Source organism: Granulicella sp. 5B5, from assembly GCF_014083945.1.
GTDB lineage: Bacteria > Acidobacteriota > Terriglobia > Terriglobales > Acidobacteriaceae > Granulicella.
Genome location: NZ_CP046444.1, coordinates 3803309 through 3829045, shown reverse-complemented (window position 1 = coordinate 3829045; position 25737 = coordinate 3803309). Strand labels below are relative to the sequence as shown.

At 59.9% G+C, this 25737-nt stretch carries 23 protein-coding genes; 9 read left to right on the top strand and 14 right to left on the bottom strand.

Features of this window, described 5'->3' with window-relative positions; translation table 11 throughout:
- Positions 1 to 50 precede the first annotated feature (50 nt).
- From GOB94_RS16190 to GOB94_RS16170, 5 genes are all read right to left on the bottom strand, one after another.
- Positions 51 to 1031: an ATP-binding cassette domain-containing protein gene (locus GOB94_RS16190; protein WP_255484441.1), complete on the bottom strand. Its 981-nt coding sequence runs from the start codon at positions 1029 to 1031 to the stop codon at positions 51 to 53.
- 52 nt (positions 1032 to 1083) lie between these two features.
- Positions 1084 to 1728, bottom strand: coding sequence for a molybdenum cofactor guanylyltransferase (locus tag GOB94_RS16185; RefSeq protein ID WP_182276861.1), 645 nt, complete (start codon positions 1726 to 1728; stop codon positions 1084 to 1086).
- A 2-nt stretch (positions 1729 to 1730) separates the two neighbouring features.
- Positions 1731 to 3113 carry a dipeptidase gene (locus tag GOB94_RS16180; RefSeq protein WP_182276860.1) on the bottom strand — a complete coding sequence of 461 codons (1383 nt, stop codon included), beginning with the start codon at positions 3111 to 3113 and terminating at the stop codon, positions 1731 to 1733.
- A gap of 12 nt (positions 3114 to 3125) precedes the next feature.
- Positions 3126 to 4406: an MFS transporter gene (locus tag GOB94_RS16175; RefSeq protein WP_220464959.1), complete on the bottom strand. Its 1281-nt coding sequence runs from the start codon at positions 4404 to 4406 to the stop codon at positions 3126 to 3128.
- 87 nt (positions 4407 to 4493) lie between these two features.
- Complete coding sequence (locus tag GOB94_RS16170) at positions 4494 to 5885, bottom strand: M28 family peptidase (RefSeq protein WP_182276858.1); 1392 nt, start codon at positions 5883 to 5885, stop codon at positions 4494 to 4496.
- A gap of 77 nt (positions 5886 to 5962) precedes the next feature.
- On the opposite strand from GOB94_RS16170, the gene GOB94_RS16165 reads away from it, so the two are divergent.
- The 6 genes from GOB94_RS16165 (at position 5963) to GOB94_RS16140 (ending at position 11908) form a co-directional block, all read left to right on the top strand.
- Complete coding sequence (locus tag GOB94_RS16165; RefSeq protein WP_182276857.1) at positions 5963 to 6838, top strand: rhamnogalacturonan acetylesterase; 876 nt, start codon at positions 5963 to 5965, stop codon at positions 6836 to 6838.
- A 57-nt stretch (positions 6839 to 6895) separates the two neighbouring features.
- The gene (locus tag GOB94_RS16160) at positions 6896 to 7696 is read left to right on the top strand and encodes a TIGR03435 family protein (RefSeq protein WP_182276856.1); all 801 of its coding nucleotides are present in this window, start codon (positions 6896 to 6898) and stop codon (positions 7694 to 7696) included.
- A gap of 39 nt (positions 7697 to 7735) precedes the next feature.
- Complete coding sequence (locus tag GOB94_RS16155) at positions 7736 to 8044, top strand: hypothetical protein (RefSeq protein ID WP_182276855.1); 309 nt, start codon at positions 7736 to 7738, stop codon at positions 8042 to 8044.
- A gap of 97 nt (positions 8045 to 8141) precedes the next feature.
- Complete coding sequence (secA, locus tag GOB94_RS16150; protein WP_182276854.1) at positions 8142 to 11183, top strand: preprotein translocase subunit SecA; 3042 nt, start codon at positions 8142 to 8144, stop codon at positions 11181 to 11183.
- Positions 11183 to 11506: a rhodanese-like domain-containing protein gene (locus GOB94_RS16145; protein WP_182276853.1), complete on the top strand. Its 324-nt coding sequence runs from the start codon at positions 11183 to 11185 to the stop codon at positions 11504 to 11506. The genes secA and GOB94_RS16145 overlap by 1 nt, the downstream gene beginning before the upstream one ends.
- A gap of 21 nt (positions 11507 to 11527) precedes the next feature.
- Positions 11528 to 11908, top strand: coding sequence for a DUF202 domain-containing protein (locus GOB94_RS16140; RefSeq protein ID WP_182276852.1), 381 nt, complete (start codon positions 11528 to 11530; stop codon positions 11906 to 11908).
- Between the two features lie 19 nt (positions 11909 to 11927).
- Here the strand turns inward: GOB94_RS16140 and GOB94_RS16135 are convergent, their stop codons facing one another.
- Both GOB94_RS16135 and GOB94_RS16130 read right to left on the bottom strand, forming a co-directional pair.
- Positions 11928 to 12821: a tyrosine-type recombinase/integrase gene (locus GOB94_RS16135; RefSeq protein WP_346265629.1), complete on the bottom strand. Its 894-nt coding sequence runs from the start codon at positions 12819 to 12821 to the stop codon at positions 11928 to 11930.
- Between the two features lie 154 nt (positions 12822 to 12975).
- Positions 12976 to 13902: a site-specific tyrosine recombinase XerD gene (locus GOB94_RS16130; RefSeq protein WP_182276851.1), complete on the bottom strand. Its 927-nt coding sequence runs from the start codon at positions 13900 to 13902 to the stop codon at positions 12976 to 12978.
- A 143-nt stretch (positions 13903 to 14045) separates the two neighbouring features.
- Between GOB94_RS16130 and ffh the strand changes: the two genes are divergently transcribed.
- The 3 genes from ffh to GOB94_RS16115 all read left to right on the top strand — a co-directional run bounded on the left by ffh (position 14046) and on the right by GOB94_RS16115 (position 17503).
- On the top strand, positions 14046 to 15431 hold the full coding sequence (gene ffh, locus GOB94_RS16125) for a signal recognition particle protein (RefSeq protein ID WP_182276850.1): 1386 nt from the start codon (positions 14046 to 14048) through the stop codon (positions 15429 to 15431).
- A gap of 40 nt (positions 15432 to 15471) precedes the next feature.
- Entirely contained in the window at positions 15472 to 16896 is a 1425-nt protein-coding gene (locus GOB94_RS16120; protein WP_220464958.1) for a TIR domain-containing protein, read from the top strand.
- Positions 16897 to 17251: 355 nt separating this feature from the next.
- Positions 17252 to 17503 carry a prevent-host-death protein gene (locus GOB94_RS16115; protein WP_182276849.1) on the top strand — a complete coding sequence of 84 codons (252 nt, stop codon included), beginning with the start codon at positions 17252 to 17254 and terminating at the stop codon, positions 17501 to 17503.
- A gap of 720 nt (positions 17504 to 18223) precedes the next feature.
- On the opposite strand, the gene GOB94_RS16105 is transcribed toward GOB94_RS16115, so the two are convergent.
- The 7 genes from GOB94_RS16105 to GOB94_RS16075 form a co-directional block, all read right to left on the bottom strand.
- A complete protein-coding gene (locus GOB94_RS16105; RefSeq protein WP_182276848.1) occupies positions 18224 to 18886 on the bottom strand; it encodes a peroxiredoxin-like family protein in 663 nt (220 codons plus the stop codon).
- Between the two features lie 164 nt (positions 18887 to 19050).
- On the bottom strand, positions 19051 to 19284 hold the full coding sequence (locus GOB94_RS16100; protein WP_182276847.1) for a hypothetical protein: 234 nt from the start codon (positions 19282 to 19284) through the stop codon (positions 19051 to 19053).
- A 152-nt stretch (positions 19285 to 19436) separates the two neighbouring features.
- A complete protein-coding gene (locus GOB94_RS16095) occupies positions 19437 to 19991 on the bottom strand; it encodes a hypothetical protein (protein ID WP_182276846.1) in 555 nt (184 codons plus the stop codon).
- A gap of 164 nt (positions 19992 to 20155) precedes the next feature.
- Positions 20156 to 21724, bottom strand: a complete 1569-nt coding sequence (locus tag GOB94_RS16090; protein WP_255484083.1) for a hypothetical protein — start codon at positions 21722 to 21724, stop codon at positions 20156 to 20158.
- A complete protein-coding gene (locus GOB94_RS16085; protein ID WP_182276845.1) occupies positions 21711 to 23588 on the bottom strand; it encodes an ATP-binding protein in 1878 nt (625 codons plus the stop codon). The genes GOB94_RS16090 and GOB94_RS16085 overlap by 14 nt, the downstream gene beginning before the upstream one ends.
- Complete coding sequence (locus tag GOB94_RS16080; protein WP_182276844.1) at positions 23578 to 24315, bottom strand: response regulator transcription factor; 738 nt, start codon at positions 24313 to 24315, stop codon at positions 23578 to 23580. The genes GOB94_RS16085 and GOB94_RS16080 overlap by 11 nt, the downstream gene beginning before the upstream one ends.
- A 122-nt stretch (positions 24316 to 24437) precedes the next feature.
- Positions 24438 to 25724 (bottom strand): O-antigen ligase family protein, encoded by a 1287-nt coding sequence (locus GOB94_RS16075; RefSeq protein ID WP_182276843.1) that lies wholly within the window; start codon positions 25722 to 25724, stop codon positions 24438 to 24440.
- Between the last annotated feature and the right edge of the window lie 13 nt (positions 25725 to 25737).

Sequence of the window (25737 nt, the reverse complement as noted above, 5' to 3'; positions counted from 1 at the left end):
GACGGTGCCAAGGGAAATTATCGCTGCACTGTACGAACTCTGATCTAACTCTAAGACGATGACGATATAGTTCCTGGCAAAACCAACTCATCCAGCGTCAGGAACTCGAGCAGCACAGGGTCATCGGTTTGGCGCATCTGCTCTGTTGTGCCAAAGAACCGCGCCCTGCCCTCGTGTAGAAAAACCACCCGGTCGGCGAGCTTTTCAGCAAACCGCATGTCATGCGTCACAACAATGCTCGTTAGGTGCAGTTGTGTCTTCAGGCGCTGGATCAGGTCTCCTAGAAGGTGGCCCATCAGAGGGTCCACCATCGTCGTCGGCTCGTCGTACAGCACCGCCGCCGGCTGAGATGCCAGCGCACGGGCAATCGCCACCGACCGTTTCATTCCCGTCGACAGGTCCGACGGCAGCATGTTCTCCATCCCCGCTACGCCCACCATCTCCAGCAAACCCCGCACAATCTGCAGGATCTGGTCCTCCTGCATGTCTCCCCGCTCGCGCAGCGGGAAGGCCACGTTCTCGCCCACAGTGATCGAATCGAACAGAGCCCCATTCTGAAAGACCATCGTTACCTTGTGCCGCACCAGCTGCATCTCGCGCTCGCTTAGCCCAGCAATGTCTTGTCCAGCTACAAGTACTGTTCCGCTATCCGGCTTCAAAAAACCCATCAGTATCTGCAAGGAAACCGACTTCCCCACCCCGCTGCGTCCTAGAATGCATAGCGTCTCCCCGGGATTGACGAAAAAACTCACATCGTTCAGCACTACAAAATCGCCAAACGACTTTGAAACATCTTCAAACGCGATGTAAGGCGCCACCGTAGGCGCCGCAAACGACGAAGCCTCCAGCCCACCCCCGGACTGCACCGCGGCATCCTGCTCAACGGCCTCCACCTCAGCCTCATTGGCTTCGGCCGCCTCGGTCATAAACTCTTCCACTGTCGGCGCCACATCCGCCGTCACGTCATCGAGCAGCGACTTCACCGATTCGTCGGCATCCGAAGGGTCAGGTTCCGGGAACTTCTTCTCCATCTCGCTCATGCAGTTCTTAGGATGCCTCAATCTGCTGAAAGCTGCGCAACTCTTATCGGTCCAGTGCGTCCACGTGGCGCTCTGCCTCGGCAAGATCCTCAGGCGTATTCACGTTTGCGAACCACCGCGCAAGCGTAGCCTCATCGGGGCCGCGGTAGTCTGGATAGCCATACAGGTCGCGTTCATCGTACATCCAGGACGCATAACCATCAGCTTCCGCCGTGCGATTCAGTAGTACTTCCAAACGGCGCTCACCTTCGTCCAGCAGCCTTGAAAAGGAGGCTTGCCGCTCACGTTGCAGAAGGCAGAATGGCGGCTGCTTACCGAGGATACCCAGATAACTTACGCTCATCTTAACCCGTAGCGCCTCATCCACCCATAATTGCAAGAGTTCTCCGGGCACCATCGGCACATCCACCGGCATAAACAGGACCCACGGCTGCCGAGCATTGAGAAGTCCAGCCTCAACACCTGCGGCAGGCCCTATATTCATCCGCGACTCCGACACAACCGGTGCATACCTCGTCAGGTCTTCGCGGTTTCCCGCAATCCCCACTTCTGCGCAGAGCCCTTTCAACTTCTCCACAGCAATCTCAACCATCGGCTGCCCACGAAATCGAAGCAGCGCCTTGTCCTGCCCCATCCGTGAGCTATTCCCACCCGCCAGCACAAACCCATGGATTGGCAAGCGTTCCATCGTTACGCGCCCACCTTGCCGAGAAACCTCACAATCGACTCGATCCCACGATGAAAATTCGCCAGATGGAACTTCTCATTCGGCGCATGCAGATTATCGTCCGGCAGCCCGAACCCCATCATTACCGTCGGGATACCCAGTTCCCGCACAAAATCGCCCACAATCGGAATCGACCCACCGCCACGCACAAACACTGTCTCCTTGCCGAAGACCTCACCCATCGCCGCCTTCGCCGCGCGAATATAAACATTGTCCGTACTCACCACAATCGGTTCGCCCGAGTGGATCATCCGCACGTTCACCTGCGTCCCCTTCGGCGCGATCGACTCCACAAACGCCTTGTACTTCGCAAATGTCGCCTCCGGTTTCATCCCCGGCACCAGCCGGAAGCTGATCTTCGCCATAGCCTTCGCCGGAATCACCGTCTTCGCGCCCGCGCCGATGAACCCGCCCGGCATCCCATGCACATCCATCGTCGGCCGCGACCACGTCCGCTCCAGCACGCTGTACTGCGACTCGCCGGTCAGCTCCGTCGACCCCACCTCGTGCGAGCGATACTCTTCCTCATTGAACGGCAGCGTCTTCCACGCCGCCAGCTCTTCCGCCGTCGGCACTTCAATCCCGTCATAGAAGCCCGGTATCGAGATATGCCCATCCTCATCCTTCAGCTTCGCAATGATCTGCGCCAGTGCCACAAACGGGTTCGGAGCCGCGCCACCATACATGCCGCTATGCAGGTCCGTCGCCGCGCCCTTCACCTCCAACTCGGTATAGATCATCCCGCGCAGCCCCACACACAGCGTCGGCAGCTCCGGCGCAAACATCTCCGTGTCGGAAACCAGCGCCGCATCGGCCTTCAGCTGGTCGCCGTGTTCACGCACAAACGTAGCGATGCCCTCCCCACCAACCTCTTCTTCGCCCTCCACAATCACGCGTACATTCACCGGCAGCCCGCCATTCTTCATCAACGACTCCAGCGCCTTCACATGCATCCACATCTGGCCCTTATCGTCCACGGCGCCGCGAGCATAGATGTTCCCATCGCGCTCGGTCGGCTCAAACGGCGGCGACTTCCACTCATCCAGCGGCTCCGCCGGCTGCACATCATAGTGCCCATAGAGCAGCACAGTCGGCTTGCCTTCCAGATGCAGCCAGTCCGCATATACCAGTGGATGCCCCGTCCGCTCCGCCGTGCTCGTCTCGATCAGCCGCACATTCTCCAGCCCTGCCGCGCGCAACCCCTCGGCCACAAACTCCGCCGCCTTGCGCACATCGTCCACGTGCTCCGGAGCCGTCGAAACCGACGGTATCCGCAACAAAGCCTTCAGCTCTTCAACAAACCGTGCTCCATTCGCCTTCGCAAACCTAATTGCCAATTCACTCATCACAAAATCCTCTCAGGCCTGCAAGGCAGAGCGCTCACGCGTCAGCCACAGGATGCAGCCGCCCGCCACAACGCACGGCACGCACAACAGGCCTATGCCCACAGCATACCCGCCCGTCAGCTCCCGCATCCAACCCATCCAGTAAGGCCCCACAAACCCGCCGATAATCCCAAACGTGTTGAACGCGGCAATGAACAGCGCCCCATCTACGCCCGGAACCAGTGTCGTAGCCAGCGCCAACAGCGGCCCCTGCATGGCGGAGTACGCCACCGCCGTCAACAGCAGCGCAGCCGCGGCGAAGCTCCCCTCCATATGCAAACCGGCCGCCAGCAAAAGTCCTCCCATCGCCAGCACAGCGCCCGCAACATGCCAACGCCTCTCTCCTGTGCGGTCGGAGCTCACCGCGAATAGCAACATCGCCCCAGCCGACACCACACCGCCCAGCGAGATCAGCCACCCCACCTGTCCCGCCGGCCACTGCGTCAGCGCCCCCAGCAACGAAGGCAAAAAGAACGACAGCGCATAACTCGTCCCCAGCGCAAAGAAGTAGAACGTTCCCAATACCCACAACCGAGAGTCCCGTAGCACACGCCCCAGCGCCCCCTCCGCACTTCCATGCGACAAGTACATTCCACCTGCATGGAGAGCGGCCTCCAGCGCCTCACGCTCCTCGATCTCCAGCCATGCCGCCTCGCGAGGCCCATCTGGCAGCCACTTCCATAACGCAACGCTCAGCACCACAGCCGGCACCCCTTCCACCAGGAACAGCCACTGCCAGCCATGCAGATGCAGCCGTCCATTCAATCGCAAAAGCGCTCCCGCCACGGCCCCCATCACCACACTGCTCAACGGAAACGCCACATAGAACCGGCTCAGCGCCCTCGCCCTCTCTACCGGAGGAAACCACTGCGACAGGTAGTACACCACTCCCGGAAAGTACCCTGCCTCCGCAACGCCCAGCAGCAGACGCATGCCATAAAAGCTCGCCGACGTATGCACAAACATCATCGCCGCCGCCAGCACGCCCCACGTCAGCATGATCCGCGCCAGCCACCGCCGCGCCCCAAACCGCAACAGCAGTTTGTTCGAAGGCACCTCGCACAGCGCATAGCTCACAAAGAACAGTCCAGCGCCCAGCCCATAGATCTTCGGCGTAAACCCCAGGTCACGGCTCATGGTGTCCGCCGCGAAGCTGATGTTCGCGCGGTCCATATACGCCACCAGGTAACAAATGGAGAGCAGCGGCAGCAGCCGCCATCGAGCCTTGCGCAACGCGGCTTCCAGCGGTCTCATCTCAGCAACAGCTTCGCTTGCGGCCAAGGCATGTCTCCCGGGGAGTTTCGCTCATCCTACTACGCCCGCGAGCTATGCCTCCTTTACTTAACGCGAAGGCTTCCCCCCGGGGTTCCACTCCGGCTTGAAGTCGCTGTCCGCCAGCCAGCGCAACGGCTCAACCAAACTCTGGATCGCGGCCGTCATAAATGGCAGGTCCAGGTGCGCCAGGTCGTCATCTGGCTGATGGTAGGTCGGCGGCGTTCCCCAGCCGGCAGCCGTATGCGCCACAACGCCCTTCAGCGCCAGCGCATAGTTATCGCTGCGCTCAAAGAAATGCTGTTCAGGATAAGGGTCCGGCCCCAGCAGCGCACCATGCGCCTTCAGCGTCGGCCCAAGATTGCTGCGCTCCCAGCCCGTCAACAGCAGCACACCCTTCGGCATCTTCGGGTCCTGGTTGCCGATCATCTCGAACTCCAGGTTCGTCACCAGGTCCTTCAGCGGTACCGGCGGATGCTCGCCAAAGTACGTCGATCCCAGCTCGCCAATCTCCTCGCTACCGTAGCAGACAAACAGCACGCTCCGCTTCAATCGCGGACCCGACGCCAGCGCATGGGCCAGTTCCAGCACCGCCGTCGTCCCTGCAGCATCATCATTGGCGCCGTTGTAGAGCGCATCGCCATTCACCGGCCTCCCAATCCCTAGATGGTCCAGGTGAGCCGTCAGCAGAATCGTCCCGGCATTCGGATCGCTGCCCGGCAGATACCCAATCGCGTTGTAGGTCAACCGAGGCTTCGTTGCAGGCAGCTCCTTCACGGCCACCTTCACCGTCTCGCCCTCTACGGTCGACAACCGCTTCGCAGCCTCAGTCCGCAACAAAACAACCGTCGCGCCCCCACGAGGCGCGGTGTCCTCCGCCAACCGAATCCGCGTCCGCGTCTTTCCACCCAGCATGCCCATCAGGTTGTCTGTGCCCGGCGTCTGCACCAGCAGCACAACGTTCGCCCCCTTGCGCCGCAGCGCCGAGTACGCCCCAAGCGCCGCATCTGGATCAGCCGCGCCCGTCACCAGCACCGCCGCACCGCGTTCCACCTTCGCCGATTTCAGGTCGCCTACCGCAACCGTTATCAGCTTGCCTTCTGCCGGCTTGCCCGGCGAGATCAGCAAGTCAAAATCCTTCCCCTCGTCCAACGTCACACCGCCCACTGTCACCGTCGCATGCCCATCCAGTTCCGGCGCAATCACCTCCGCGCTCTGGATGTACCCCGACATCCCCGGCGCCGTCTTCAGCCCATAGCCAATAAACTCGCTCGCAACATACGTTGCCGTCACCTCTTCATCATGCGTCGCGCTGCCGCGGCCCTGCATCGCATCGCTCGCCAGAAACTCCTCATGCGCCCGCACCCACTCCGGCTTCACTGTCCATGCCGCCTGCTGCGCTACGGCTGCTGCGGACATCACGCCAACAACTAACACCACTATTCTCTGCAACCACTTCATGCACTGCCTCCATCGGTCCCTGAATCTGTCACGATTTCACTCCCACATCCTACCTGTCAGGGTGTACCCTTACGCCCATGCGACGCCTTATTTCAATCCACACTTTATTTCTATTCGCACTCGCACCTCTTCTCCACGCCCAGCAGCTCCCGCCCGCGCCCCTCACTCCCGAGCAGACCGCCGTCCACCACGACGCCCCGCTCAACCCAGCCCTGCCCACTGTCTTCGTCGTCGGCGACTCCACCGCCCGCAATAACGCTGACCTCGGCTGGGGCGACCACTTCGCGCACCTCTTCGACACAACCCGCATCAACGTCGCCAACCGCGCCATCGCAGGCCGCTCCTCACGTTCGTACTATGCCGAAGGCCACTGGGCTGCCGTGCTCGCCGAGATGAAGTCCGGCGACTATGTCCTCATCCAGATGGGCCACAACGACGGCGCTGGCACCCCCGACAGCGTCCTCCACGACACCAAACGCCGCAGCAGCCTCAAGGGTCTCGGCGACGACTCCGTCGACGTCCCCATCACCCGGCCCGTCACCATTGGCCCGCTCGCTGGCCTCACCACCGAAACCGTCCACACCTACGGCTGGTACATCCGCAAGTACATCGCGGACGCGCGCGCCAAGGGCGCGACACCCATCCTGCTCACCGTCACCATCCGCAACATCTGGAAGCCCGACTCCGCCGGCAACCCACACATCGAGCGCGACATGGGCTACCGCGACTTCGAGTACCAGCTCGGTGCCGACCAGCACGTCCCCGTCATCGACATGGCCACCCTCGCCGCCGACCGCTTCGAAGCCCTCGGCCCTGAAAAGACTGCGCTGCTCTTCCCCAAGGACCACACGCACACTAACGCCGAGGGCGCCGAGATGAACGCCGAGGCCGTCGCGGAGGCCATCCGCAACTTCCCCTCCCCGCTCGCCGGCTACCTCAAACCGACCGACTGATGACAATTCGCTCCATCTGATGTCCAATCATCCACAAGCACTATCGAGGTCCCCACGATGATCCGGCATCTGGCAGCGCTCGCAACTCTTCTCTGTGTCACCGGTCTCAGCGCGCAGTCTCCTGTGCCTTCACCACGCCCCAAGTTCAACGCCTTCGACGTCGCCACCATCAAGGCCACGGACATGAACGCCGAGCGTGGCCGCTTCATCATCATGAAGGGCCCGCACCGCTGGATCGCCCAGGCCTACACACTCAAGCTGATGATCGCCGCGGCCTACAACCTCAACCCGCGCACCATCTCCGGCGGCCCGTCCTGGGTCGAGTCCGACCACTACGACATCGAAGCCATCACTCCCGGCGACATCCAACCCAGCCACGACGAGCAGATGACCATGCTCCGCAAGCTGCTCACCGACCGCTTCAGCCTCACCTTCCACCGCGAGCCCAAGGACTTCTCCATCTACGAGCTCCAGGTCGCCAAAGGCGGCCCCAAGCTCAAGCCCGCCACCGAGCCGCCCGACGACCCGCCGCAGCTCATCAGCACCGTCTACCCCCAGAAGATCCACCTGCCCGCGCGCAACGCCACCATGCACGACTTCGTCTCCATGATGCAGCGCGCTCTGCTCGACCGCCCCGTCGTCGACAAGACCGGCCTCACCGCACGCTACGACTTCGACCTCGAGTGGGCTCCCGATGAGACCCAGTTCGGCGGCGAGGTCCCCGTCGCCTCACCCGACGCCCCGTCACCACCCCTCTTCACCGCCATGCAGGACCAACTCGGCCTCAAGCTCGTCGCCACGCGCGGCCCCGTCGACACGCTGGTCATCGACCACGTGCAACCGCCCTCCGCCAACTAAACAGGCCATCCACCGCACCTGCGCTCTGCATCGTCTAAAATGGTTGTAATGCGGATTCGCGCCCAGCACCTCGCCTCGCTGCTGCTGCTCCTCGCCTGCCTTGGCGTCGCGGAGAACGCAAGCCTGCGCACGCCGGACGCCTATCTCCGCAGCCAGGGCATCGCTGTCCTCCTCGGGCAGGATCATGTCGATTCGGCCGGCATCGCGCCACTCGCTGGCCGCGACGCGCAGCTTCACACCGTCGCGCTCAACACCGCCGACTACGCCCGCCTCAGCTCTGTCTGGACGCTCCGTCCCCCGGCCGCGCACAGCATCGCGCGCCACAGCGTCTCCGGCTCCGGACTCTAACCTTCCCGGCTGCCGCGTCCGTCCTTCTTCAGCTGCTCTCTGCTTCGCACCGCGCCACGGGCCACAGGCTCCCGCGCCACCGCCAAAGGAACCTCCTATGTTTATCGACAAAGCGTATGACAAAATCTTCGGCTCCACCAGCGAACGCGCCGTCAAGCGCCTGATGCCGAACCTCGCCAAGATCGCCAGCTTCGAGCCCGCGCTCGAGGCCCTGACCGACGAGCAACTCGCCGCCAAAACCGTCGAGTTCCGCGCCCGCATCGCCGAAGCCCTCGTCGGTATCGACCCCGCCGACACCGAAGCCATCGCCGCTGCGGAAAGGCAGGCGCTCGACGATCTGCTGCCCGAAGCCTTTGCCGTCGTCCGCGAAGCCGGCAAGCGCGTCGTCGGCATGCGCCACTTCGACGTCCAGATGATCGGCGGCATGGTCCTCCACTCCGGCAACATCGCCGAGATGAAGACCGGTGAAGGCAAGACCCTCGTCGCCACGCTTCCTTGTTACCTGAATGCGCTCGCCGGCCACGGCGTCCACGTCGTCACCGTCAACGACTACCTCGCCAAGCGCGACGCCGAGTGGATGGGCAAGATCTACGGCTTCCTCGGCCTCACCGTCGGCGTTATCGTGCATGACCTCTCCGACGAACAGCGCCACGAGGCCTACAACTCCGACATCACCTACGGCACCAACAACGAGTTCGGCTTCGACTACCTCCGCGACAACATGAAGTTCGAGCTCGCCCAGCAGGTCCAGCGCGGCCAGTACTACTGCATCGTCGACGAGGTCGACTCCATCCTTATCGACGAGGCCCGCACCCCGCTCATCATCTCCGGCCCCACCGAAAAGACCACCGACAAGTACGCCGCCGCCAACCTCATCATCCCGCAACTCGAAGAGGGCGAGCTCATCGAGACCCTTGAGACCAAGACCTGGTCCGGCGACTACGTCATCGACGAGAAGGCCCGTGCCATCACCATCACCGATGAGGGCTGGGAGAAGATTGAAAAGCTCCTCGGCATCGGCAACATCGCCGACCCCGAAAACTGGGACTGGAAGCACCACATCGAAGTCGCCACCAAGGCCCACGCCCTCTACAAGCGCGACGTCGAGTACGTCGTCAAGGACGGCGAGATCATCATCGTCGACGAGTTCACCGGCCGCCTGATGCCCGGTCGCCGCTGGTCCGATGGCCTCCACCAGGCTGTCGAAGCCAAGGAGGGCGTCCAGATCCGCAAGGAAGACCAGACGCTCGCCACCATCACCTTCCAGAACTACTTCCGTCTCTACAAGAAGCTCTCCGGCATGACCGGCACCGCCGAGACAGAGGCCACCGAGTTCGGCTCCATCTACAATCTCGACATCGTCGTCATCCCCACCAACCGCAAGATGCTCCGCATCGAAAACCCCGACGTCGTCTACCGTACCGCGAAAGAAAAATACCTCGCCGTCGCCGATGAGATCGAACGCCTGCACGCCTCCAGGCAGCCTGTCCTCGTCGGCACCACGTCGATTGAAAAGTCCGAGCTGCTCTCCGGCATCCTGCAGAAGAAGGGCGTCCGCCACGTCGTGCTCAACGCCAAGTTCCATGAGCGCGAAGCCGAGATCGTCGCGCAGGCAGGCCGCCTCGGCATGGTCACCATCGCCACCAACATGGCAGGTCGCGGCACCGACATCCTCCTCGGCGGCAACGCTGAGTTCATGGCCCGCCAGGACATCGTCAAGCGCAACCTCGCCCGCGCCATCTCACCTGCCGAAGGTGCCATCTCGCCCGTCGCGCCCGCGGGCTTCGTCCGCTTCATGTACCAGTCGCAGGAGTTCGAGCTTCCGCAGCAGCAGTGGGACGAGGCCATCGCCAAGCACGAAGCCGCCACCAAGGTAGAGCACGACGCCGTCATCGAAGCCGGTGGTCTGCACATCCTCGGCACCGAGCGCCACGAGTCACGCCGCGTCGACAACCAGCTCCGCGGCCGCGCCGGACGTCAGGGCGACCCCGGTTCGTCGCGCTTCTTCCTCTCGCTCGAAGACGACCTCATGCGCATCTTCGCCCGCGACTGGGTCTCCGGTCTGCTGCAGTCCCTCGGCATGGAAGAAGGTGTGCCCATTGAGAGCCGCATGATCTCCAAGCGCATCGAAGGCGCGCAAAAGGCTGTCGAGTCGCAAAACTTCGAGTCCCGCAAACACGTCCTCGAGTACGACGACGTCATGAACAAGCAGCGTGAGGCCGTCTACTCCCTCCGCCGCCAGCTTATGGAGGGCGTCGCCCAGAAAGAGCTCATCACCGAAGACTACGTCTCCACCATCCTCTCCAACATCCTCGATGAGTTCGTTCCCGAGAAGGCCCTCCCACAGAACTGGAACACCGCCGGCCTCAGCACCGAAGTCTTCGAGATCTTCGGCCTCAAGATCCCCAGCGGCTCCGCAGATCTGGAAGCCGGTGCCCCGTTCAACTACGAAGAGCTCTCCCGCCACGAACTCGGCGACGCCATCTTCGATCTCCTCAAGCAGCGTTACGACGTCAAGGAGCAGATTCTTGGCGAGCCCAACATGCGCTACCACGAGCGCGTCGTCATGCTCTCCGTCCTCGACGGCCTTTGGAAGGACCACCTTCTCAACATGGATCACCTCAAGGAGGGCATCGGCCTCCGCGGCTACGCCCAGGTCGATCCCCTCGTCGAGTACAAGAAGGAGTCCTTCATCATGTTCGAGCAGATGATGCTCCGCTTCCAGGAGGACACCTGCCGCAACCTCTTCCGCATGCAGATCCTCGGCCCGGACCAGCAGCCCATCGAGACCCTCGAACAGCTCGCCGCTCTCCGCGCCATGGCGCAGCGCAACATGCCGCTGCCGCCCTCAGGCGCTCCCGGCATCACAGCAGAATCTGCGGGCATCGGCCCCTCAAACAGCTACAACAATGCGCCCCCGCCGCCCTCCGTCCCCACGGCCTCGCCCAAAACCACCATCGACGCCCTAGAACGCGAGTTCCAGCGCAGCAAGCAGCGTGACCTCGAAGCCGCCCGCCACGCCGGCGGCACCGCCACAGCCACCGCTCAACGCCGCACCACCAACGAGATCGGCCGCAACGATCCCTGCTTTTGCGGCTCCGGCAAAAAATACAAAAAGTGCCACGGAGCAACTGCCTGATGGACTTCGAGATCACCGTAGACCAAGCCCGCACTCTCCTCGCCGCCGAGCACCCACCGCTCCTCCTCGACGTCCGCGAGCCATGGGAAGTAGCCACCGCCGGCATCGACGGCGCCACCCTCATCCCTATGAACGAAATCCCCGGCCGCGCCCACCAGGAGCTCAACGACGAGGCTCCCATCCTCGTCCTCTGCCACCACGGCGCGCGTTCACTCTCCGTCACCGCTTGGCTGCGGAATCAGGGCTTCGACAAGGCGCAGTCCATCGCCGGCGGCATCGACGCATGGTCCCGCCTCATCGACCCGCACATCCCCCGCTACTGATGCGCTAGCATCAAACCCATCATGGATAAGCCTGCCGAGCAAGACCCGCGCATCTACTTCGCAGCCGAGCGCACCTTCCTCGCCTGGATACGCACTGGTCTCGGTCTAATGGGCGTCGGCTTCGCCGTAAGCCGCTTCGGGCTTTTTCTCCGCGAGTTCACAGCCACTCAACACCCTGCCGCGCAAATCTCGACCACACACTCCCTCATCACAGGAGTCGCACTGGTCGCACTCGGCGTCATCGTGAACATTGCCGCAGTCATCAGCCACATCCGCATCACACGGGAGCTGGCCACAGGCACATGGCAGCCCGGCAGAATCTCGCGCACTGCCGTCGCACTTGCTCTTACCCTCGCCATCGCGGGTATAGGAATGGCGTTCTACCTCATCCATTTCCGCTAAACACGCAACGCACCGTGCCTTACCGCGCCCGTGGATGCGTCTCGTCATACACCCGCTGCACCTGCCCCACCGTTAGCTGCGTATACCGCTGCGTCGTCGACAACCGCTCATGCCCTAGCATCTCCTGGATAGCGCGCAGGTCCGCGCCCTCCTCCAGCATGTGCGTGCCAAATGCATGGCGCAGCGTATGCGGATGCACATCCGCCGCCAGACCGCGCCCCATTGCAATCGCCTTCACAATCCTCCCCACACTCCGCGTCGTCAATCGGCAGGCCCCACGCGCTGTTGCGTTAACCAACAGCGGCCCATCATGCACCAGCTTTCCCTTGCCCGCAGCGACCAGCTTCGCCTCACGCCTCGGCAGGTAGGCCCGTACCGCCTCCGCTGCAGCATCGCCCAGCGGCACCAGCCGTTCCTTGCGCCCCTTGCCAAACACACGGACCGCATCGTCGCTCCAACGAATTGACTCGACATCCATCCCACACAGCTCCGAGTTGCGAATCCCACACCCATACAGCAACTCAAAGATCACCCGATCCCGCTCCGGCCACGCCGCACTCTCCCCCGCCTCATCGTTGGGTGCCCCATTCATACGCAGCTTCATCGCGGATGAGTGGGATGTGGCCGCCATCCCATCCAACACCCTCGCAAGCTCTTCCACACTAGGCACCCGAGGCAGATGCTTCGGCAGCTTCGGTGTACTCACCAGCGCCGCCGGATTGCTCTCCACCATCCCCGCCTTCGCCAGCCACTTGAACCAGCTCCGCACCGCCGCCAGCGCCCGAGCCACACTCGCCTTCGTCAACCCACGGTCATACAGCACCGCCATGTACGCACGAATATGCGTATGTTCAACGGCTTTGATGTCTACCTCACCAAGCTCCTTCGCCAGCCACTCCGCAAACCCACGCACCTCACGCCCATACGCCCGCAGCGTATGCTCACCGGCCCCCGCTCATCGCGCAGCACCGCAAGATACCGCTCCGCCAACTCTTTGAAGGGTACTGGTTTCAGCCCGTACGTCAAATCATGCTGAAACTGAGGGGCTTTAGCCCCGGAAGGATCGCTCATACCACCACCCCCACCCGCCGCTTCGCCCGCGGATGATGCAACCGATGCACCGTCTTCAGCCGGTCAATCGCCAGATGCGTATACACCTGCGTCGTAGCAATATCCGCATGTCCCAGCATCGTCTGCACACTGCGCAAATCCGCCCCATGCTCCACCATATGCGTCGCCATGCTGTGCCGCAGCTTGTGCGGGCTGGCACTGCGATTCACACTCTTCACCATCAGCCAAACCGACCCGGCCGTCATCGGGTTCCCACGCGAGCTAAGAAACAGCGCCCGCTGCAGCTTCCCCTTCACCAAAGACGACCGCCCCCGCTGCGCATAGGCCTCAAGCGCCTGCACCGCGCTCCGCCCAATCGGCACGATGCGCTCTTTATCCCCTTTGCCACGCACCAGCACCCGCCCGGCTTCCAGATTCAAGTCCTCCTGGCGAAGACTCACGATCTCCCCCACCCGCAGCCCGCCTGCATACAGCAGCTCCAGCATCGCATGGTCTCGCAGAGCAGCCGCACTCGCATCACCAGCCTTCGCCCTGTACCCCGTCGTCGAAAGCATCTCCCCGACTTCGCTCTCGCTCAGCGACTTCGGCAGCACCTTCCAACTCGCCGGTGACTCGATATTCACCGTCGGGTCCCGCTTCACGCGCTTGTCCATCAACAGCCACTTATAGAACCCCCGTAGACAACTCAGCTTCCTCGCAATCGACCGCGATTCCACCCCCTTCTCGCGCTTGTCCCGCATCCACGCCGCGACATCTTCCTGCTCCGCCGCCATCAGCGTCCCGTCGCGCCCCTCCAGAAACTCCGCAAACTGCTCCAGGTCCTTCCCATACGACGCTAGCGTAAGCGGCGCAAGCCCGCGCTCCACCCTCAAATGCGTCACATACTCCCGCAGCAACCCCGCATTGTTCGTCGCCAGCTCCATCACCCTCCATTCTTCCCTTCCACAACGCTCAACACCACCCCCGGTACCTCCCTAGCCACCACCGCCGTGGCGAAACTTCGCTAACTTCGCGCACATTGCGGGAAGCCTTCGCCTCTCCTTCGCGCTGCTAAACTAGTAGAGCCATGTTTGAAACCCTCTCCGAAAAGCTGCAACGCTCCTTCAAGACCCTGCGCGGCCAGGGCACCCTCACCGACGACAACATCAACGACGCCCTCCGCGACATCCGCATGGCGCTGCTCGACTCCGACGTCAACCTCGAAGTCACCAAAGCCCTCATCGACAACATCCGCGCCAAGGCGCTCGGCAGCCAGGTCGCCACCGCCCTCTCGCCCGCCGAACAGATCGTCAAAATCGTCCGCGACGAGCTCATCGCCACCCTCGGCACCGACACCGCCAAGTTCAAGTTCGCCTCCCAGCCCCCCACCGTCATTCTCATGGCGGGCCTGCAGGGCTCCGGTAAAACCACCACCTCCGGCAAGCTTGCCGCATGGCTCAAAAAGGGCGGCCACCGCCCCATGCTCGTCTCCGTAGATGTCTACCGCCCCGCCGCGCGCGAGCAGCTCCGCGTCGTCGCCGAAGCCACCGGCACCAAAATCTACGAGGGCAAGTACGACCCAGCCACTGACAACAACACCGCCGCCGTCCTCCGCCTCGCCAAGGCCGCCTTCCGCGAAGCCCGCGACTACGCCCACAACGTCCTCATCGTCGACACTGCTGGGCGTTTGGGAATTGATGAAGCGCTTATGGACGAGATGGCCCAGCTCAAAAAAGAGCTCAACCCTACCGAGATCCTCTTCGTCGCCGACGCCATGACCGGCCAGGACGCCGTCAACTCCGCCAAGGCCTTCAACGACAAGCTCGCCATCACCGGCTCCATCCTCACCAAAATGGACGGCGACGCCCGCGGCGGCGCAGCCCTCTCCATCCGCCAGATCACCGGCCAGCCCATCAAGTTCCTCGGCACAGGCGAAAAGCCCGACGCCTTCGAACCCTTCCACCCCGACCGCATCGTCTCCCGCATTTTGGGGATGGGTGATATTGCAACGCTTTTAGAACGCGCCGAAGAAAAGCTCGACAAGTCCAAGGCCACCGACTTCGCCCGCAAGGCCCTCTCCGGCGACGGCTTCTCCCTCGAAGACTTCCGCGAGCAGCTCAGACAGATCAAGAAGCTCGGCAGCATGCAATCCATCATGAAGATGCTGCCCTCGGTCGGCCCCTTCGCCGGCATGGCCCAGGCCGCCAACTCCATCGACGACAAGGCCTTCTCCCGCACCGAAGCCATCATCAGCTCCATGACGATGAAGGAGCGCCTCAACTCCGCCATCATCAACGGCAGCCGCCGCAAACGCATCGCGGCCGGCGCAGGGGTACAAGTCTCAGAGGTCAACAACCTCCTCAAGCAACACGCCCAGATGTCCAAGATGTTCAAGACCATGGGCAGCGGCGGCAGCAAAATGCAACAACGCCTCATGTCCCAAATGGGCGGCGGCCAAAGGTTTGGACGGTAGACGCGCCCGCAGAGTTAAACGAGAACCTGGAGGAACGCGAATGCTACCGCTGCTTGAAGAAGTCTTCAAAACCTCTGGAATTCCAACGTACACATTCGTTCGCCCTCAGGAATACGAACGAATGATTGTTGGGCTGCGGACGCCCGGGCGTGGCCTTGTCGTCGAAGGCCCGTCAGGAATCGGGAAGACCACCGGTGTGCTGACGGCTCTTCGGGAGCTCGGACTTGAGGACAAGACCCTTATCCTCAGCGCTCGAAAAGAGGAGGACCGCAGACTCATCAGTGAACTTCCTGCGATGACGGGCATAGGTCCAGTGCTCATCGATGATTTTCATCGGCTAGATGCACCCTCAAAGCAATTAATTGCGGACCACATGAAAGCGCTCGCCGATGAAGAGCGTACGGACAGCAAGCTCATTTTGGTCGGCATCAACAAGGCTGGCGACTCCCTTGTAAAGTTTGCCGCCGATCTAAATAACCGTCTCGACACGATCAGTTTGGAGACGAATTCGGAAGAACGCATTGACAAACTGATTGCGCTTGGGGAAAAGGCCCTTAACATCACTTTGAACACCCGTAAAGAAATCATCGGCGATGCGCACGGAAGCTTTCACATCGCGCAACTGCTATGCAGAGAAACATGTCTCAGCGCGCCGATACTCGAGGCCAAAGAAGAATCGACCGAAGTCAAGGTCAGCCTAGAAGTTGTGCGAGAAAAAGTTCTGTCTGAGTTGGGCCGAGTGTTTTTTGAACCAGCACGGCATTTCGCGACTGGTCCGAAACTTCGACGCGAGGGACGCGCGCCGTACCTACACATGCTTCGCTGGTTGTCTGAGAGCGAAGAATGGTCCATCCAGCTTGATCAGACTCTTTCTCAACATCCCGAGCAAAGAGGCAGCGTGGGTCAAGTCGTCGACAAGAAATTCATTGATACCTTCATGGCAGCGACACCTGAACTCGCAGATGCCTTTCACTATGCGCCAGAGACTAGAACTCTAAGCATAGAAGACCCGAAGCTGATTTATTACTTGAAGAATCTGATCTGGAATAAGTTCGCCCGTCAAGTGGGCTACTTAGCAACCACTTTCGAGTCACGTTATGACTTCGCACTTTCATTTGCCGGAGCCGACCGAGATGTGGCTGAGGCGCTGAACGATTTTCTCACTGAAGCTCAAGTCAACGTTTTCTATGACAGGAATGAGCAGCATAGGATTCTTGCGGCGAATGTCGAAGACTATTTAGCGCCAATCTACCGAAGCGAGGCTGAGTTCGTAATCGCTATCCTCGGAGCCGAATATCCAAAGCGAATTTGGACCAAATTCGAATCAGAACAGTTCCGAAAGCGGTTCGGTGAGAATAGTGTTATCCCCGTGTGGTTTACCAATGTTCCTCAGGGTATGTTCGACGAGACAACGCGGGTGGGGGGGGCACCATTGACCGTTCGAACCCTATCGAGCCCCAACTAGCTGAATTGACTAGGCTCCTTATGATGCGTTTGGCTGAACTCCATACTCAACCCAAAGATGCAACTCAGGAAGAACTCGCACTGGAATAGAGATCAGGGTCAGCGGTGGGCCCACATCTGAAGTCCCATTATCTTGTGTCCGTACGTCTCGCTTCTGAGACGTGGGTTCGCAGGACGCCAAACTCCCACACCTCATCCCCACACACCCTCGAAGGGGCATGGCTTCAGCCATGCCATAAAACCCGCGCCCCGGCGCACCTCCTCGCTGCCGCAGGCCGGAGCGAAGGCGCCGCGAGCCGCAGCGACTGAATTGCCTTCCTCAGCCGCGCCCCAAACGCTATCCTTCCCCCATGTAGGTGACCATCGACATTCCGAACACCCTCGCTGCCCAGTTCGCCGCCGACGGCAAAGAACCTGCCCAGGCTTTGCTCGAAGCCATGAACGTCATCCAGCTCGCGGAAGAGTACCAGCGTCAACTCGATCTCGCCGCCGAAGCTGATGAGCAGGAAGGCATCCGGCAGGCGCGCGAAGATATCGCCGCAGGCCGCGTCTATCCGGCTCGCGAGGTATTCGAAGAGATGCGACAAAAGTATGGCATTCCACGTTGAGTTCTCGCGGCGAGCTCTCGGCGACCTCACCGATCTCTTTGAAACAATCAACGCAGTGGAATCTCAAGCCGCAGCACGTTGATTCAACGGCCTGAAAGACTTCATCCTGAAGCTTGAAACCACCCCGGCTCGGCATAATGAGCCACGAAGACGGCGCCATCCGACAGCTCATCTCGGCAATAAGCCGCATTTCTATCGCGTCTTGTACGAACTCGAAGAGACGGAGCATCTCGTCAGGATACTTCGAGTCCGCCACGGAAGGCGTCTCCCTCCATCAGGGACATAGAAATTGCCGGGTGCCCTATTCATGCCATAAAACGCCGCGCCATCCCACTGCTGTCAACCCCCCAATCTCATCCCAACACACCAAAACCCGCATCAACACAGGCGATTCACACCCAAATCAAATACACATTTACCCCCACCCACTCACTACAATAGAAGTAGCGGCTCGAATACACAGCCATCTCCACCCGTCTCCGTACCGGGGATCAGACCTCCACAAGTCCACCCCCAACCGGCCTCTTTCGAAGACTTTAGATCAAAAAGTACCCGGGGGGAGGCTCCCCCCCACACCCACCCGCCATCCATCCCTTGACCAAGGTCAAGTCGAACGAATAAACCGTTGCAGCACCCGCGTAGTTCGTGACAATGATCCTCTATGGCAACCATGTGACGACCGGAAGGCAGATGCCGTTTGCAGGTGGCTTCCTTGATGGGCTACAGTGCGTTTAAAACATCCTGCGGCTCGGGCCGGACACGATGGTCCGCATGAGCTTCGGAGAAGATGACCTTGCCGTCGCTGGAGAGCACGAAAGTTGCCGGAACGGGGAGACGCCAGGTGTGCTCTCCCTGGTCGCCATGGATAAAAGGGATGTTGATGAGGATGCTGCGGTAGTGGGCGCGCATCTTGTCCGGAACACTGTATGCGGCGCCGAAGGCGGCGGCCGTGTGGGCACCGGGGTCAGAGAGAACGGGGAAGGCCAGCTCGTGCTGCTGGACGGTGAAGTCATTCTGGCGCTGCATTTGGGGGCTGATTGCTACCAGCAGGGCGCCGCGCTCGCGGAGAACGAGGTAGAGCCTTTGCCAGGCTTCGAGCTCAGTCATGCAGTAAGGGCACCAGCGGCCACGGAAGAACTTGACCACTAGTGGGCCGAGGGCGAGCAGGTCGGCGGAGTGGACACGCTTGCCAGTGAGGGCGTCCTGCAGGTTGAAGCTGGGGGCCTGGGCACCAACGGGGAGAACCCGGGACTCGACGCCGGAGGCGAGAAGTTCCTGGACAGCGATGTCGGTGATGGCGAGGCGCTCGGGCTGCACAAGGCCGCGGGTGCTGGTGGTGATGGCGTCGAGTTGCGCCTGCAAATTTGAGTCGATGTCTTGCATCCAGTCCTTGAAGAGCCGCAGTTTGTGGCTCTTCCTAGTGTAGATGCTGGTGAGGTGGACGCCGATGCAGCCGGACCCTCCCCCTGGTTTTTGGGGTAAGATCCGGAGCCGATTGGAGTTAGGGGTGGATACCCAACAACAGGGCCTGACTCTTAAATGAGCGGCTAGAAGTTGAAGAACTCTTCGCGCAGGGCGGCCTGGTAGGCGGTTTTGGCGGTCTTGGCCTGGTTGCGGGCTTCTTCTTCGGAGAAGTGGGCGGCCTGCCAGGTGTCGATGGCGGCTTCCGAGTGGATACCGGAGGCGAGATCCTCTTCGTGACGGATGGCGGCACGCCAGACGTCGACGGCAGTTTTGTATTCAGTCTGCAGACGATCCAGTTCAGCGGTGCTGATAGCCATGATTTCCCTCCGAGGTGAACTGTAGGGGTATCGTGTGAACGGATGATGTATCGGGTAATGAGATTGATCTCGTGATCCTTTGACGCGGCAGTGGCACGCGGTTCTCTTTGAAAGGGCCGATCCAAGACCTATTCCATCCATTTGCCTGGCATCTAGTAGATGGGATGGGCTTCGTCTTCATAGCTTTTATCGAACATATTTGTATGGCTCCGCGGATGGCGAGCAGGGATGGGTGCTTTCAGAACGCCGAGATTCGTTAACCCAGATCCCACATGCACGCGCCGAACCAGATGGGCAAGCGTCGAATCCGATACCCCTTCGATCCAAAGGTGCAATTCGTAGTTGCCCGCTGGGGTGTTCTGAATCACGAAAGAATTATCGGGCCCGCCTATCGCGTACAGTGGCGAGGAGAGGGCCACGATAACAGCGCTCATCTCTGGATGAATGTTGCAGAAGATGTAGGAAGACCCTTCTTTCGAAAAGGTAACAGACTTACTCGAGCCGGCTTCATATAAACCGAGGTCGAACCTCTTGCCATCGAATAGAGAAAAAACATTGTGAAAGAAAGGGTCTTCGTTCGGAAACTGCACCGCAGCGCCAACGGGAATCACGAGAAGATGTGGCGTGAACTTACGATTCTTCTGCAGAAGTGTGTAATGGCCCTGCGACGGAAAGGGCATGACTGGTGTGCCGGGAAGCGGAGACAACCATGCCACCGCGGGAACGGGATGTGGCTTGCCCGGAAGGGATGAGACGAGTTGCAGCCTTACCTCCCCGAGAGGCTTTGCCTCCTGTCTCTCCTGAGAGAGACCGAGGGTGCAACCCGATAGCAGGAGGGGTACCAATAAGATCCGAGTTAGCTTTGTATCTATCAAAACTTATATCCCGCAGCAAGGCCGATGATATCGCTGATTGCGGGCGCGCCCACGATGGGAGCACTATCTATATGTCTATATTCGACGGAGAAGAGTAGATACGCGCTCGGACGGAAGATGACATTCCCTGTGTAGGTCGAATTTCGAGCGAGGTTTTGGTACGGACCTGTGCCAGCAGTCATATAGCGACGCAGTTCCTGAGAAAAGACATTGTCGATACCGTATGCGGCGTTTGCCTCCCAACGCGGAGTGAAGATTTTCTTCACCTGGACCCAGCCACCCACGTCGTCGAGAGCTTGAGAATAATACTCGCCGGAGGAGCCGCTCTCCGCCGTTACATAGTCTTTATACCCGCCAGCGCCGAGACCACCCAGAGCCGCGCCCCGGTAGGCATTGCCACTGAGCTGAAACCCTTTCGCCAGATGGAAGCGCGCGTCAAGCGTTGCTGCCCAAGCATCGAAGTTATAGGAAGTTGTATCGTGCTTTGAGAAATAACCTCCCACTCCGATGTGGTCCGCTTCCTCAGAGTCGCCAGAGCCGTAGAGCGCGAAGCGCGCTTCGATACCCGGCCAACGGCTCTGCTCCGCTGCGGTGGGAGAGACGACCCCTGTAGCGGTAGTCGTTACCACCGGTGTCTGCGGAGCGTCGCCCGTGTCGATAAGTGCGGCCTGAAGACGAAGTGTACTTTTCTGTCCAAGATGAACGTTCTGAGTGATGCCGAGTTGAGGGTTCCATGTCCAGAGATCTCCGGACCAGGCAAGCGCAGGCTCCGCAACGGCGGTGAGAGATGTCGGTGCATCCGGGCTGATGATCGGCCGATCCAGAGAGAAGTAGGCCTCCGTCGTATCCCAGGTGAGAGCGGCATGCGCGGTGCGCAGACGCAGGAGGCCCGTTGACGCATACGGACCTGAATATCCTGCAACGGAGTAGGACGGCGTCGCACCCTCGAAGTCGATCCGTAGATCTGCACTGCTACGCGCACCGAAGAGATGGGGACCCATCGCGTCGAGCCCAAGCACCGTCTGTCGAACACTTGCCCCCGTACTACCGCTTCCTGCAATCGCGATTGTTGGCGTTGAGGGAATGTCGACTGCTCCGGTGTTGACGAAGCTATTGAAGAGGATGAGTCCTGTCACCTTCACAGGATATTTCGATTCACTCTCCACCTTGGTCTGCTCATGCGTGGCTATCTGAGCTTCCTGGAGCGACTGCTGCTCCTGAATATCACTGATGGCAGAGGCCACCTTAGCTTGCTCCTGCACGGAGGAAGAGCTTACGTTCGGATTGTTGGCGGGCGGCGGACTCGAGGTCGAGCTCTTCAGGCGTTGTTCGAGGGCCGCAAGCTGACGTCGCAGCTCGTCGAGTTGGCGCTGCGACTCCTCCAATTGCCCCTGTGTTCTTCCTATCGCCTGCTTGAGATTGTCGACCTGTTGCGAGATGCTCGGCTGATCGGGTGTCTGCGCGATGACAGAAGGCAGAGCCAGCAGACTGAGTGCGCAAAGGACGCATATATCAATCCGTATGGATATCCGAGGAAGAAGATTCGCCTGTTTAGGCCTGAACACGGTCCTCTCCTTTCAGCACGAGCTGATCAGCTGCGACGACTGCATTCGTTTCCCGCGCTGCGTTCACATTCTGAGCAATCAGCATCTCGAAGATTGTCTCGCCTTCGATACTGCTCCTCACGCGTATGTCGCCGCCGTGATCGAGCGCCACCCGCTGAACAAGAGTAAGCCCTAGTCCTGTTCCCTTCTGCTTGCCTTCACTCACAAAGGGCTCGAAGAGATTATTCCTGATGGAGGCTGGGATGCCGATACCATTGTCGATGACGCGGACTATCATCATCCCTGCATCGGACTCCAATGTGATGAGCACTGTGGCCGGAACGCCGCTTGGCCGCGGTGCCTGACAAGCGTTCAGTAGAAGATTGTAGATCGCCCGCTCTATCTGCTTGCCGTCCACCATAACGGCCGTATCGGTGGGATCTCCGTATTGGGTGCGAATTGTAACGTTAGCAGCATCGGGGTGACGACGCATAAGGCCGACAGAGCGCTCAAGCAGGGTGGCCAGCAACTCCGGCGCACGGCGAACCATATTCCCGGACCGACTGAAGATCAGCAATGACTCGATCATGTCAGTGGTGCCATTCACCGCCGTACGAATGTCATTGAATATTTCAGCCCTTTCAGCCGGAGGTAGGTTGTCAGAAGCGAGAAACTCGGCGTTCGCGTACACCGTAGCGAGGTAGTGACGCAGGTCGTGCGAGACGGAGTTGGCCATTCGCCCTATCGTCGCCAGCCTCTCCGACTCGAGTAACGCGGCATGGGCCTGCTGGATTTCCACCCGCATGCCGGCAAACGCCACGGCAAGATGGCGAATTTCCTGCGTTCCGGAGCTGGGAATACCCCGTGTATCATCTCCCGTTCCGAAGGCAAGCACGCTGCGAGAGAGCTCTTCGAGCGGTCTTGTCACGGACCTGGACAGAAATATCATCAGTATCGTCCCGGCACACAGAGCGACCGCCCCGACAGCGAGAATCATCCGATTGATCCGGCTGATCCATTGCTCCGCCGGTGCCAGAGACTTCAGGACAATGAGGCGGAGCGGAGCGGTCGCCACCGAGGAGAAGTCTTCCGCGGTCGATAGATATCGAGCGTTGCCCACCTTCACGATGGTCGATGCACCTTCTTGCTGGTTCACCCATTGCTTCCGCGCGGCCGCATCCTTTCCTGACAGCCTTGCAAGCGAGCCAGCCACAACGCGGTCACCGCTGAGAAAAAGGACATCCACGCCGGTCGGCCGGCTGATCTCCTCTACGGAACGATTGATCGCCGAGCCGCTGATCACATAGCCGAGTATGGTGCCGGACTCGTCAGCACCGAAGAACAGGGGCCGGATAGCGCAGGCATAAAGCGAGTTGCCGTGGATAAGGTAATGCTTGCCGGGGGATGCAAGTAATGTATCTAAATCACCCTGCAGGTTGGATACGGATGAGCCGTCCTTCGTGTATGCCGTGAGGACCTGACCTTCCGCATTCGTCAGAACAAAAAGATCGGCACCGCTTAAATGCCAGAACTCGGTGGCACCGTTGCGAATCGTAGCCTCATCGCCACTCGTCATGAGGGCCTTCAGCGTTGGCAGCTCTGCGAGAAGTGCGTTCTCTCTCCGCAGATCGTTCAGCCGCTCATTTTGCAAATCCTGGAAAGAACGCACCGAATGACTCAAGTCTTGCGTGAGGTTCTCCGTGATTTGCGCCTGCAGGCCCTGACGGATCAGAAGCAGACTCAGGCTGGTGATAATCGCGATTACGGCTGCCATGGCGACCACCAGGAGTATATGAGTCCGTATGCCCGGCTCGTAGCGCAACGAGTTGGCCCCTGCGGCTGCCTCATCTGTTGATTGCAACTCGATATGGTTCTTACGGTACAAACTTGTATCCCGCTCCATAAATTGTTAGGAGATGACGAGGGTTTGCAGGATCGGGCTCGAGCTTCTGCCGGAGCTTCAATATCTGGTTATCGACCGTACGGGTCGTTGGGAAGAAATTGTAGCCCCAGACCTCATTTAATAGAACTTCGCGTGTGAGCACGCGTTCCACATTTTCCGTGAAGAACTTTAGCAGCTTGAATTCGTGAGCAGTGAGCACCACGGATTTGCCGTCACGCAATACCGTCATTTTCTTGAAGTCGATCTCGCAATTGGCGAAGTGGTAGACCGTCGCCTGGGCGGGCTTGTTGCGACGGCGAACTGCGGCCTGCACGCGGGCCATCAACTCGCGTGGGCTGAACGGCTTCGTGACATAGTCATCCGCACCCAACTCCAGCAGCAGGACCTTGTCTGTGACGTCGGTGATCGCGCTCAGGATAACGATAGGCGTCTCCGGCGCGACCTGCTTGAACATGTTGCACAACTCACGGCCAGAGATATGCGGCAGAATCAGATCCAGCACAACCGCCAGCGGATGCGCCTGACGAAACATCTCAAGGGCCGTTTGGCCGTCGCCTGCAACGAGAACGGAGTACTGCTCCTCTGAGAAGATCCGATACAGCACCTTCTGCATGCGAGGATCGTCCTCAACGATCAGGATCGTACCGAGATTCGGCAGGTGCGTGGTGTCGCGTCCAAACTCTTCTATAAGCTCTTCATCGTTCACCATTGAAATAACTCCATACATATATTTTCCTTGATTTATGCCTCCCACCTCTCTAACGACACCGGAAATGGAGCAAAAGTTACAATGCAATGACATTCCGCATCGGTCGAAAGTCAACCTAAGACTTAAGATCCCATAACGATCGATGATGCTCCCATTGTATCGGCTCGAGGATGCGCTATTAGCCCTCGGATTCGATACTGTGCCCGGTCTTGTATCATTCCTTCGATGGACGCGCTGAAGAGAATAATGGCCCAGAGCGGCAGAGACAAATCGAAGGCCTCCGTATCAGCAAGCCCGCGAACGATCACAAAAAGCAATAGAGAACAAAAGAAAACCCTCATTGATCCCGGAGGCAATTTCCTGACTTGTCGATAGAAGCTGCCATAGACCCCCGTCAGGAGAACGATGCCCGCTGCACCATACGCGTAAAACTGTTGCAGCAATTCGTTATGTGCATGGCGAGCCTCAAACTTATCGGGGCCGATCGGGGGAATGACCTGCCATACCGAATGAAAGCCGTGTCCGATCCAGGGTTGCTGGATTGCCTCGACGAAGATGATCGCCCATATGCTGAAGCGTCCGCTTAAGGTCTCTGATTGGTTGCCCTCGCTTGCGTACACAGACGCATAAGAAAGAATGATGGTGGAGAACGCTGCGATCACGACAAGGGTGATCACAATGATCCAAATCTTCGTTCGCCGGCTCATAGCCTTATCTTTGAGTAAGAGAACAACGCCTGCCGCCAGAAGCGCCGCAATCGTCGTCTTGCTGAATGTGCGAAGCAATGTGACCGCGAGCAACAGCGATGCCATGTACCAGCTGCCCTGTTTGCGACGTTGCAAATATTGCGCCATGAAGAAAGCGAAGGCACAGAGATAGCCGATCTGATTGGGCCCGAGGAGTTCTTCATCCCCGAGGCGCAGATCCGATTGTGTCGGCATCAGCCATGCAATCACAGCGACGATACAGGCACCGTAGACGAATCCTTTCAATAAGGAGTTGACGACGCATGGAGTGCGATCACGGCGAAGCAAGAGGAAGACTATCGCGACATCCGACGCCATCGCAGTCCAATAACCTATCGCCGCGGCCTTGGACTCCGCAACTGTCCAGAGCAGGCTGCACGCAGAAAAGAGCAGAAATGCAAGCGCCCAGCGGACACTCACGAGGCGAGCCAGTTCGCCAATGCGCACCATGGGGCGATCCGACGAGAGCAGAAGCACCAGCAAGAGAAGCCCTATGTTGATAGTGAAACTGGCTACGACACCAACCTGCGGATCGGCGCCGAAAAGCCGAACCGACAGCAGCACGATGAGCAGGCGGAATGCGAAGAAGAAACCCACCACGAGCGGAAGGCTTGCCGTGACCCTGTCGTCCTGGTGCGCGTCCGATTGAGATACGATCATCATCCCATTCCTCATG

Bases quoted from the DNA above. Each gene is read 5' to 3' on its own strand.
- GOB94_RS16170 (WP_182276858.1), bottom strand. From the start codon at position 5,885: ATGAAGTGGTTGCAGAGAATAGTGGTGTTAGTTGTTGGCGTGATGTCC.
- GOB94_RS16185 (WP_182276861.1), bottom strand. From the start codon at position 1,728: ATGGAACGCTTGCCAATCCATGGGTTTGTGCTGGCGGGTGGGAATAGC.
- GOB94_RS16075 (WP_182276843.1), bottom strand. From the start codon at position 25,724: ATGATGATCGTATCTCAATCGGACGCGCACCAGGACGACAGGGTCACG.
- GOB94_RS16180 (WP_182276860.1), bottom strand. From the start codon at position 3,113: ATGAGTGAATTGGCAATTAGGTTTGCGAAGGCGAATGGAGCACGGTTT.
- GOB94_RS16175 (WP_220464959.1), bottom strand. From the start codon at position 4,406: ATGAGACCGCTGGAAGCCGCGTTGCGCAAGGCTCGATGGCGGCTGCTG.
- GOB94_RS16140 (WP_182276852.1), top strand. From the start codon at position 11,528: ATGGATAAGCCTGCCGAGCAAGACCCGCGCATCTACTTCGCAGCCGAG.
- GOB94_RS16190 (WP_255484441.1), bottom strand. From the start codon at position 1,031: ATGGAGAAGAAGTTCCCGGAACCTGACCCTTCGGATGCCGACGAATCG.
- GOB94_RS16165 (WP_182276857.1), top strand. From the start codon at position 5,963: ATGCGACGCCTTATTTCAATCCACACTTTATTTCTATTCGCACTCGCA.
- ffh (WP_182276850.1), top strand. From the start codon at position 14,046: ATGTTTGAAACCCTCTCCGAAAAGCTGCAACGCTCCTTCAAGACCCTG.
- GOB94_RS16145 (WP_182276853.1), top strand. From the start codon at position 11,183: ATGGACTTCGAGATCACCGTAGACCAAGCCCGCACTCTCCTCGCCGCC.
- GOB94_RS16100 (WP_182276847.1), bottom strand. From the start codon at position 19,284: ATGGCTATCAGCACCGCTGAACTGGATCGTCTGCAGACTGAATACAAA.
- secA (WP_182276854.1), top strand. From the start codon at position 8,142: ATGTTTATCGACAAAGCGTATGACAAAATCTTCGGCTCCACCAGCGAA.
- GOB94_RS16120 (WP_220464958.1), top strand. From the start codon at position 15,472: ATGCTACCGCTGCTTGAAGAAGTCTTCAAAACCTCTGGAATTCCAACG.
- GOB94_RS16130 (WP_182276851.1), bottom strand. From the start codon at position 13,902: ATGGAGCTGGCGACGAACAATGCGGGGTTGCTGCGGGAGTATGTGACG.
- GOB94_RS16155 (WP_182276855.1), top strand. From the start codon at position 7,736: ATGGTTGTAATGCGGATTCGCGCCCAGCACCTCGCCTCGCTGCTGCTG.
- GOB94_RS16160 (WP_182276856.1), top strand. From the start codon at position 6,896: ATGATCCGGCATCTGGCAGCGCTCGCAACTCTTCTCTGTGTCACCGGT.
- GOB94_RS16080 (WP_182276844.1), bottom strand. From the start codon at position 24,315: ATGGTGAACGATGAAGAGCTTATAGAAGAGTTTGGACGCGACACCACG.
- GOB94_RS16105 (WP_182276848.1), bottom strand. From the start codon at position 18,886: ATGCAAGACATCGACTCAAATTTGCAGGCGCAACTCGACGCCATCACC.